We start from the raw sequence: 1,998 nt of genomic DNA on the forward strand, positions 1-1,998 counted from the left end.
TCGTGCACGGCCTCCACGGACCGCCGGGTGGTGCGGGCCTCCTGTGCGAGCAGGGCGGAGAGGCGGGCGGCGTGCGGGCTGCGGACGGCGACACGGGGGCGCAGCCGGGTCCGCGAGAAGTCCGCCGCCGCCTGGTCGGCGACGATTCTTCCCCGTTCCAGGGTGACCACGTGGTCCGCGATCCGCGCGGCCTCCTTCGGGTCGGCCGTCGTGCACAGCACCGTGCCGCCCTGGGCCGCGTACGCCCGGAGCGTTCCGTACAACCATTGGCTCTCGGCGGCGGAGAGACCTCGCGCGGGCTCGTCGAGCACGAGTGTGTGCGGGTCCGGCAGCAGTGCGCAGGCCAGCCCCAGGCGGCGGTCCATGCCGCGCGAGAGGCTGCCCAGGCGTTCGTCGCGCAGGCTCACGATCCCCGCCGCCTCGAGCACTTCGTCGGCCCGGCGGACCGGGACGCCCGCGGCGGCGCACAGCATGCGCAGGTGCCCGCGGACGGTGCGGGCGGGATGGCCCGGCACATCGCCGAGCAGTACGCCGACTTCGCGGGCGGGATGGGGGATGCGGTGCAGCGGGCGGCCCCTGAAGTAGGTGATGCCACGGCCGCGTTGGAGTTCGAGCATGAGCCGGAGCGCCGTCGTCTTGCCGGCGCCCGGTGCTCCGAGCAACGCGGTGACGCGACCCGCGTGCGCCTCGAAGGAGACGTCGTCGACGGCGGGCGGAAGCTCTTTGCGGGGGCTGCTGGTCAGTCCGGTGGCCTGGATCACCCGATGCAAGATAGCGCGCCATATCGGATTTTCCGGGCATCTCGCGGCCGGTCGGCGGAGAGGAAGGGCGCTGCCCCTCCGGGGCCGTTGGCCGGGTCCGGTCGTGCCTCGTCAGACCTCGGGGCGCAGCATCGGGGGGTTGAGCAGGGTGGCGCCGCCGGCCCGGAAGAGCTGGGCGGGGCGACCGCCCTGCCGGGTGGTCGTGCCACCGGTGGGGACCAGGAAGCCCGGCGTACCCGTCACCTTGCGGTGGAAGTTGCGCGGGTCGAGCGCCACGCCCCAGACCGCCTCGTAGACCCGGCGCAGCTCGCCGACGGTGAACTCGGGCGGGCAGAAGGCCGTCGCCAGCGACGAGTACTCGATCTTGGAGCGAGCGCGTTCCACCCCGTCCGACAGGATCCGGGCGTGGTCGAAGGCGAGTGGCGCCACCGGCTCGTCGTCCCGGCCGTAACCGCCCTGCTGCAGCAGTTCCTCCACGGGCGCCCAGCGTGCGTTGCTCGCGTCACCGCCCGCCCGGGGCGCGGGCAGGTCGGGGGCGAGGGCGAGATGGGCGACGCTGACGACCCGCATCCGGGGGTCGCGCTCCGGATCACCGTACGTGGCGAGCTGTTCCAGATGAGCGCCGTTGTCCTGGGCGGGGGCGGCGGGGTCGTGCACCCGCAGCCCCGTCTCCTCGGCCAGTTCCCGGGCCGCCGCCTGCGCCAGGTCCTCATCGTCCCGCACGAAGCCGCCGGGGAGCGCCCAGCGCCCCTGGAACGGCGCCTCACCCCGGCGTACCGCCAGCGCGCACAGGGCATGGCGGCGTACGGTCAGCACGACCAGGTCCACGGTGACGGCGAAGGGAGGAAAGGCTGACGGGTCGTAGGGCATGCGGTGATCATAGTCGTCTGCCTGACGATAAACACTCCCTTCGCCGACCGTGACACCAACTGATCCACTTCGCTCCGGCAGGTCCGTCGCCCCGCCCTCCCCGCCCCGGCGAGTACGCGCCCCACCGGGTCAGGTTCCCAACCGGAGTCCGTCGGCCGCCTCCTCGACCACGGCGAGACCGAGCCGGCTGATCCGTACGGCGAAGGGGGCGCCCGCCACGCGCAGTCCCGTCAGGACCGTCTCGCCCAGCGGGGCATCGCGCACCGGTCGCAGCGCGACCGTCCGGGCCGGGGCGTCGGGGCGGATCCCCGCGAGCGCGGTCAGCAGCAGAACCCCCGCGGCCGCCGCCGTGGCCGCCGGGCGGCAG

Annotated in this window: 2 protein-coding genes and 1 pseudogene; all 3 read right to left on the bottom strand. The window is 74.3% G+C overall.

From position 1 onward, the window contains the following. The coding region (locus tag B7767_RS01250; RefSeq protein WP_143652128.1) for an ATP-binding cassette domain-containing protein at window positions 1-761 on the bottom strand (761 nt) is incomplete at its 3' end. Between the two features lie 111 nt (window positions 762-872). After that, on the bottom strand, window positions 873-1,631 hold the full coding sequence (locus tag B7767_RS01255; protein ID WP_085570445.1) for an NUDIX domain-containing protein: 759 nt from the start codon (window positions 1,629-1,631) through the stop codon (window positions 873-875). 129 nt (window positions 1,632-1,760) lie between these two features. After that, window positions 1,761-1,998, bottom strand: a pseudogene (locus B7767_RS01260) (glycogen debranching protein); the annotation flags it as partial.

The sequence above is a fragment of the Streptomyces sp. 13-12-16 genome, assembly GCF_002114215.1.
GTDB lineage: Bacteria > Actinomycetota > Actinomycetes > Streptomycetales > Streptomycetaceae > Streptomyces.